The following is a 6,957-nucleotide window of genomic DNA, read 5'->3' as shown; positions in this document are numbered from 1 at the left end:
CCACAGCACGGTCAGCATGGTGCGCCGGCTGGCGGTCATCCAGTTCGACCGCGCGGCCGAAGCCAGGTCGCCGCACCCGCGGGCGATGGCGTTCGCCGCGATCGGCGCCGCCGAGCTGCTGACCTTCGATCCGGGGCACGCCACCGCGCTCAAGCTGCTCACCGACTACGTCGCGGGACTCCCCGAGCCGACGGACGACGCCGAATGGCCTTGGCCGGAGCCACGACTCACGTACGCCAACGGGGTGGTCGCCGAGGCGATGATCGCGGCGGGGGTCGCGCTGGACGACGAGGCGCTGCGCCGGCGAGGTCTGGACTTGCTGGAATGGTTGCTGACCTACGAAACCGCCGACGGTCATCTCTCACCCACCCCGGACGGGGGTCGGGGGCCGGGGGAGGCCAGGCCGGCGTTCGACCAGCAACCGATCGAGGTGGCCAGCCTCGCCGATGCGTGCGCGCGCGCCGCGACCGTGGACCCGCGTCCGCTGTGGCCCGAGGGCATCCGGTCCGCGGCCGGATGGTTCCAGGGCGACAACGACGCCGGACTACCCATGTGGGATCCGGAGACCGGCGGCGGCTTCGACGGGTTGCACGCCGACGCGGTGAACCTGAACCAGGGCGCCGAGTCAACGCTCGCCGTGATCTCGACGCTGCAGCAGGCGCGCCGCTTTTCTCCTGTCCCGCAGTGATGTCCGAGACGAGGTCACGATGAGCACCAGACGCCGAAACGGCCTCACTGAGCTCGTCGTGCACATGGGCGCGGGGTTCGTCGCGAAGGAACGTCCGCACGTGCGGGAGGCGTTGTCGTCGCTGCGACCGCATCTGGGCAGATCGGCCAACGACGTGAGCGTCGAGGTGTCGCTGCAGGACCGCGGTCGCAGGGAGCAGCGTGTGACGTTGCGCACCACGCTGCCGGGGCGCCCGCCGCTGGTGGCGGTCGCCGCGGGTGCCGACCTGACGCGCGCCCTGCAGGAGGCGAAGAACGAGCTGATCCGGCAGTTGGAGCACGTGAGGACCGTGCGTCAACCGATGCGCACCCGCCGGCTCACCGGTAGGACCGTCCGCCATCCGGTGGCCGCGCCGCCGGAATCCGGGGCGTAGTCGCCAGGCGTTTGTAGATGCTACTGGCGGGTACTCTAAGAGTTACCCGCCGACTGTCGTCGACCGGTCTGTACACACTTCGGTTAAGGGTTGAGATCTACGCCCCTTGCGCTGGATCTACTTAGGACTTCGACATCGCCATCACCGACATCGCCAGATACACCCACCTCAGCACAACCGACATCGAATGCCTCGGACGTGAGCTCGACGCGATCCGCAGTGATATCGAGGAGTCCCGCGGGGCTGCAGATGCGACCTACATCCGGCGCACCATCCTGTTCCAGCGCACGCTTGACGTCGCGGCGCGGCTGCTGATCGCCGGCACCCGGTCCAAGGCCGGCTGGGCATTGGGCACCGCCGCCCTCGGCTTCGCGAAGAGCGTCGAGAACATGGAGATCGGCCACAACGTGTCCCACGGCCAGTGGGACTGGATGAACGACCCGGAGATCCACTCGAGCACGTGGGAGTGGGACATGGTCGCGGTCTCGGCGCAGTGGCGCTCGTCGCACAACTACCGCCACCACGTGTTCAGCAACGTGCTCGGTGAGGACGACGACCTCGGGTTCGGCGTGATGCGGGTGACGACCGATCAGCCGTGGAGCCGCCGGCATCTGCTGCAGCCGCTGCAGAATCTTTTCCTGGCTCTGACATTCGAATGGGGCATCGCCATGCACGACGTCGACCTGGCGAAGTCGAATCCCGGACGGGGCGCGCAGCTCAAGGCCCTGGCGGGCAAGATCACCCGCCAGGGCTTCAAGGACTATGCGCTGTGGCCGGCGCTGAGCGTGAAGCGGTGGCGGAGAACGTTGGGCGCGAATGCGGTGGCCAACCTGCTACGCAACCTGTGGGCGTATGTGGTGATCTTCTGCGGGCACTTCCCCGACGGCACCCAGAAGTTCACGCCCGATGTGTTGCAGTCCGAGACCAGAGCCGAGTGGTACCTGCGACAGATGCTGGGCGCGGCCAACTTCAAGGCCGGCCGCTTCCTGGGGTTCGCCAGCGGCAACCTGTGCTACCAGATCGAGCACCACCTCTTCCCCGACCTACCGAGCAACCGGCTCGCCGAGATCGCCGAACGGGTGCGGCCGCTGTGCCAGAAGTACGGCCTGCCGTACCTGACCGGATCGCTTGCACACCAGTACGGCTCGACGCTCGGCATCATCCACAAGCTGGCGTTCCCGGACGGGTTCTTCGGCCGGGATGCCGATGTCTCCCAGATCCGGCCGCGCCGGCGGCGTCAGCAACGGGTGGCACGTCGCCGCTCAGCGCTGCGCGCCGCCTGACCTCTGCGTTGAGGCTGCGCTGACGGCGGAGGTCACTCGCACTTCGTCGCCCTGAGCGCAGTCTCGACGCCCCCATTTACGGCAGCCGCGCCCCGGTCGCCAGCTCGGCGTACTGACGCATCAGCCGCAGTGCGGTCCGCCGGTTCATTGCGGGGTCGCGCGCGACGATGCGGTAGCCGAGATAGTCCTCCATGGCCATCAACGTCATCGCGATGTCACGGGGCGGGGAGCCGAGCGCAAACGCCTTCGTCCTCCGGCCGACGGTCAGGATCTGGGTGTAGAGGTCCACCTGCCGGTGATAGATGCCCTGCACGTCGCGGCGCTGGTCGAGCTCGAATCCGGCGGCCAGCACGGCCCGCCAGATCGCGCGCCACTCGGCGTCCTCCGGTCCGGTGGGAAGCCCCGCGGCGATCGTCAGCGCCAGTTGGGCGGCCGGGTCGTCGGCCTCCTCGATGGCTACGAGCCGGTCGTCGTAGAACCGGACATCGGACCGCAACGCCAGCTCGGAGAGCAGTTGGGTCATGTCCTTGAAGTAGTAGCGCACGGCATTGGTGGTCAGGCCGAGTTCCTCGGCGACATCGGCCAGGCGCAGCGTGGCCAGGTCATGGCGTTCGATCAAAGCGATTGTGGCATCGAGGATCTCGGCTCGTCGCTCGATTTGTCGGTTCGGCCGTCCCACGCGTTGACCACTCCGTTCCCGTCGCCTCGATCCGATGCGAGGTTACCCGCTGATGAACCAATTCTGGCGTTGGGGTTGCGCCCGCCGCAGTCTGGGCGCATTATTTTCCAACTAGGAAAAGAACTAGCTGACCTGGAGGCCCCGAGTGCGGGCGAGAGATCTCGGCATCGTCATCGGCGAACACCCGCCGGGGCCGGACAATGCCATCACCGATGTCACGGGGGTGGCCGTCGGGCACACCACGCTGCAGGACGACGGCCCACCGGCGATCCACACCGGCGTCACCGTCGTCGTCCCGCACGCGGACATCTGGGCCGAGCCGGTCTTCGCGGGGTGTCACCGTCTCAACGGCAGCGGCGAGATGACCGGGCTGGAGTGGATCCGGGAATCCGGCGAGCTCACTTCGGCCATCGGCATCACCAACACCCACAGCGTCGGCGTGGTGCGTGACGCGCTGGTCGCCGCCCAGGTGGGCGCCCGCGGCGACGGCATGTACTGGTCGCTGCCGGTGGTGGGGGAGACCTACGACGGGCTGCTCAACGACATCAACGGCCACCACGTGCGGGCCGACCACGTCGCGGCCGCATTGGCCGACGCGCGCGGTGGTCCCGTCGCCGAAGGCACCGTCGGCGGCGGCACCGGGATGATCTGCCACGGCTTCAAGGGAGGCATCGGGACCTCGTCGCGGGTCACCGAGAACGCCGCGGGGAGCTACACGGTGGGGGTGCTGGTGCAGGCCAATCATGGCCGGCGCGAACGCCTTCGGATCAACGGGGTGCCGGTGGGAGAGTTGATCGGCGCCGACGTCGTCCCGTTGCCCGACATGCCGCGGCAGTACGAGCCGGGCTCCGGGTCGATCATCGTGATCATCGCGACCGACGCCCCGCTGCTGCCGCACCAGTGCACCCGGTTGGCCCAACGAGCGGGGTTGGCGGTCAGCCGGATCGGTGGCACCGGCGAGCAGTACAGCGGTGACCTGATGCTCGCCTTCGCCACCGGCAACCGCGGCATCCCGCCGTACGCGTGGGACGAGGACGCCGACACACCGCGGCCCGAGATCCCGCTGCGGATGGTCGCACCACAACTGATGACCCGGCTGTTCGACCTGACGATCGAGGCCACCGAAGAGGCGATCGTCAACGCGCTCGTCGCCGCCACCACCGTCACCGGCCGCAACGGCCTGACCGCACACGCGCTCGACCACAACCTGCTCCAGCAAGCCCTCACCCCCACCCAGGAGTCCCGATGAGCGAACAGACGATCACGGCCCAAGAGGGTCGGTTGCACGGCCGACTCGGCGTCGTCAGCATCGTGTTCATGGTGGTGGCCGCCGCGGCCCCGCTGACCGTCTTCGGCGGCAACATGCCGCTCGGCATGGGCCTGGGCAACGGTGCCGGAGCGCCGGTGGGTTTCGCGACCGCCGCGCTGGTCCTGCTGCTGTTCTCGGTGGGGTTTGTCACGATGACGCCCCACGTACCCGAGGCCGGGGCGTTCTTCTCCTACGTCACCGTCGGCCTCGGCCAGCGGATGGGCAAGGGGATCGCGGTGGTCGCGCTGATCGCCTACACCGCGATCCAGGTCGGGATCTACGGCTATATCGGCTGGGCGATCGGCGACACCGTGAAGTTCTACAACGGTCCGGAAATCCCCTGGCCCGTCTATTCGTTCGCGATCATGGCCATCGTCGCCGTTACCTTGCGTTGAGACTGCTGGTGCGTTTGCGTTGACATTGCGCTGGCGGCGGGGTCTACCCGAACTTTTGCGCCCTGTGTGCAGTCTCAACGGGCGGACGTGGACACTCGGCATCGGCGAAGGGAACCTTTCGTGCCGCTGACGGGCCCGTGGCGGGGCGATCCCGTCTGGCTCGCGGACGTGCTGCACGCTTAGGGTGTCCGTGTCGTCGAGTATCCCGGCTGGCGAGACCGTGGCCACGGCGGCTTCAAGGACATCCGCGGCGTTATGGTGCACCACACCGGGTCCAACAGCGCCAGTGCGACCTCCATCGCCAACGGCAGGCCGGATCTTGCCGGGCCGCTGTCGCAGCTGCACATCGCTCGTAACGGCACGGTGACGGTTGTGGCAGCCGGGGTCGCTTGGCACGCCGGCGTCGGGATGTACCCGTGGCTGCCGGCCAACATGGGCAATTGGCACATGATCGGGATCGAGTGCGCCAACAGCGGCACCAGTCCGACGGCGCGACACCGCACGAACTGGACCGACGCGCAGTATGACGCGTTGGTCCGCTGTTGCGCCGCGATCAACCGCCGCTTGGCGCAGAACTCCGTGCGGACGATCGGGCACAAGGAATACGCAGGCCGCTTCCAGGGCAAATGGGATCCGGGCGCGATCGACATGGAGATCCTGCGCAGCGACATCCAATCCCGGATCGGCGTCATCGCGGATCCCGCGCCGACACCGAGACCGCCGGTCCCGGTCGGCGAGTACGCGCACATCCTGCTCTACCGCGGCTCCGAGGGGCCACAGGTCGCCGAGCTGCAGCGCCGCCTCAAGTACGGATATCGTTCGTACGCCGGGCATCTCGCGATCGACGGCCTCTACGGCCCGCAAACCGAAGCCGCAGTCAGGGAGTTCCAACGACGCACACCGCGATTGAAGGTCGACGGTATCGTCGGCCCTGCCACGGCAGCTGCCCTGAACTTGAGGGTGGTGCTGTCCGGCACTGGCGCGGCAACCACTCCTTGAGACTGTGCTGACGGCGGGCTCTTCTCGCACTTCGTCGCCGTGGATGCAGTCTCAATGGGGGCTGTGGATGGATTCAGCGGCCCGTCGTCTTGAAATGGCACGCTTCCGGCATGGAGCGGGTGTTCCTGGGAAGTGAGGCGTTGGCGCTCGGGGCGTTGACGCGCCACGAGCTGCGGACGAGCTATCGCCGGGTGTTGCCCGACGTCTACGCGCCGAAACGGGCTGAGCTGACCCTGCAGCAGCGGGCGGTCGCGGCGTGGCTGTGGTCGGGGCGCAGGGCGGTCATCTCGGGTGTGACGGCGTCGGCGCTGTGGGGTGCGAAGTGGGTCGATGACGATGTGGTGGAGCTGAACTGGCCCAATCACCGAGCGCCGGCCGGGGTGCGCACCTGCAACGACACCGTGTTGGACGACGAGATCGTCTCCATAGACGGCCTTCCGGCGACGACGGTCGAGCGGACGGCGTTCGACCTCGCGCGGCGCGGTCCCGAAGAGGTGGTGCGGTGGCCCGACTGGACGCATTGGCGAGGGCTACCCACTTCAAGGCCGACGACGTCCTCGACCTGGCGCAACGGCACCCGCACGTGAAGGGTCTACGGCGGGTGGGCCGGGTGCTCGATTTCGTGGACGCGGGTGCGGAGTCGCCCAAGGAGTCGTGGCTGCGAATGCTGCTGATCAACGCGGCCTATCCGCGGCCGGCCACCCAGATCCCGGTGCTGGGCGCGCATGGGTATCCGCGGTACTACCTCGATATGGGGTGGGAGGAGATCAAGGTTGCGTGGAGTACGACGGCGAGCACCATCGCGAGGATCCGGTGGCCTACCGCAAGGACATCATCCGGATGGAGTACCTCGCCGGCCTCCGCTGGATTGTGGTGCGGGTGGTCAAAGGGCAGAACAAGAATCAGATCCTGGCGCGGGTGGACCGTGCGGTGCGGTCACGTGGTGGCTTCTGACGTGCCATTGAGGCTGCGTCCACGGCGGGGCCTTCTCGCACGTCGTCGCCGTGAGCACAGTCTCAACGGCAGCGCGGGAGCCGAATTGGTGCGCTGACGGTTTCTGAGGCTGTTTTATTCTGGACGCCGAGGGGGTGTCCGCCGTCGTGAGTGTGCTCGGGGAAGCGCTCGACTTGCTGCGCCGGTACGGCGACGTGGTCGGGATCAACTGGGACAAAGGCCCCAGCATCCTCGATCG

General features: G+C 67.8%; 6 protein-coding genes and 2 pseudogenes. 7 read left to right on the top strand and 1 reads right to left on the bottom strand.

What is annotated here, in order from left to right; all coding sequences use genetic code 11:
* From WA944_RS09330 to WA944_RS09320, 3 genes are all read left to right on the top strand, one after another.
* Positions 1 to 688 (top strand): glycosyltransferase (locus tag WA944_RS09330; RefSeq protein ID WP_526646800.1); only part of this gene is annotated, 688 nt, incomplete at its 5' end.
* A gap of 19 nt (positions 689 to 707) precedes the next feature.
* On the top strand, positions 708 to 1,100 hold the full coding sequence (locus WA944_RS09325; protein ID WP_526374838.1) for a hypothetical protein: 393 nt from the start codon (positions 708 to 710) through the stop codon (positions 1,098 to 1,100).
* A gap of 134 nt (positions 1,101 to 1,234) precedes the next feature.
* Positions 1,235 to 2,383, top strand: coding sequence for a fatty acid desaturase family protein (locus tag WA944_RS09320; protein ID WP_526374844.1), 1,149 nt, complete (start codon positions 1,235 to 1,237; stop codon positions 2,381 to 2,383).
* Between the two features lie 76 nt (positions 2,384 to 2,459).
* On the opposite strand, the gene WA944_RS09315 is transcribed toward WA944_RS09320, so the two are convergent.
* Positions 2,460 to 3,062, bottom strand: a complete 603-nt coding sequence (locus tag WA944_RS09315) for a TetR/AcrR family transcriptional regulator (RefSeq protein WP_526374840.1) — start codon at positions 3,060 to 3,062, stop codon at positions 2,460 to 2,462.
* 145 nt (positions 3,063 to 3,207) lie between these two features.
* Between WA944_RS09315 and WA944_RS09310 the strand changes: the two genes are divergently transcribed.
* The 4 genes and pseudogenes from WA944_RS09310 to WA944_RS09295 all read left to right on the top strand — a co-directional run bounded on the left by WA944_RS09310 (position 3,208) and on the right by WA944_RS09295 (position 6,719).
* Positions 3,208 to 4,311 (top strand): DmpA family aminopeptidase, encoded by a 1,104-nt coding sequence (locus WA944_RS09310; protein WP_526646798.1) that lies wholly within the window; start codon positions 3,208 to 3,210, stop codon positions 4,309 to 4,311.
* The gene (locus WA944_RS09305) at positions 4,308 to 4,766 is read left to right on the top strand and encodes a hypothetical protein (RefSeq protein ID WP_526646796.1); all 459 of its coding nucleotides are present in this window, start codon (positions 4,308 to 4,310) and stop codon (positions 4,764 to 4,766) included. Before WA944_RS09310 ends, WA944_RS09305 begins: the two co-directional genes overlap by 4 nt.
* A gap of 120 nt (positions 4,767 to 4,886) precedes the next feature.
* Positions 4,887 to 5,765, top strand: a pseudogene (locus WA944_RS09300) (peptidoglycan recognition protein family protein).
* A 110-nt stretch (positions 5,766 to 5,875) separates the two neighbouring features.
* Positions 5,876 to 6,719 (top strand): annotated as a pseudogene (locus WA944_RS09295) (hypothetical protein).
* The last annotated feature ends 238 nt before the right edge of the window (positions 6,720 to 6,957 follow it).

The sequence above is a fragment of the Mycobacterium sp. genome (assembly GCF_049683355.1).
Lineage (GTDB): Bacteria > Actinomycetota > Actinomycetes > Mycobacteriales > Mycobacteriaceae > Mycobacterium.
This window is presented reverse-complemented; position numbering and strand designations above follow the sequence as displayed.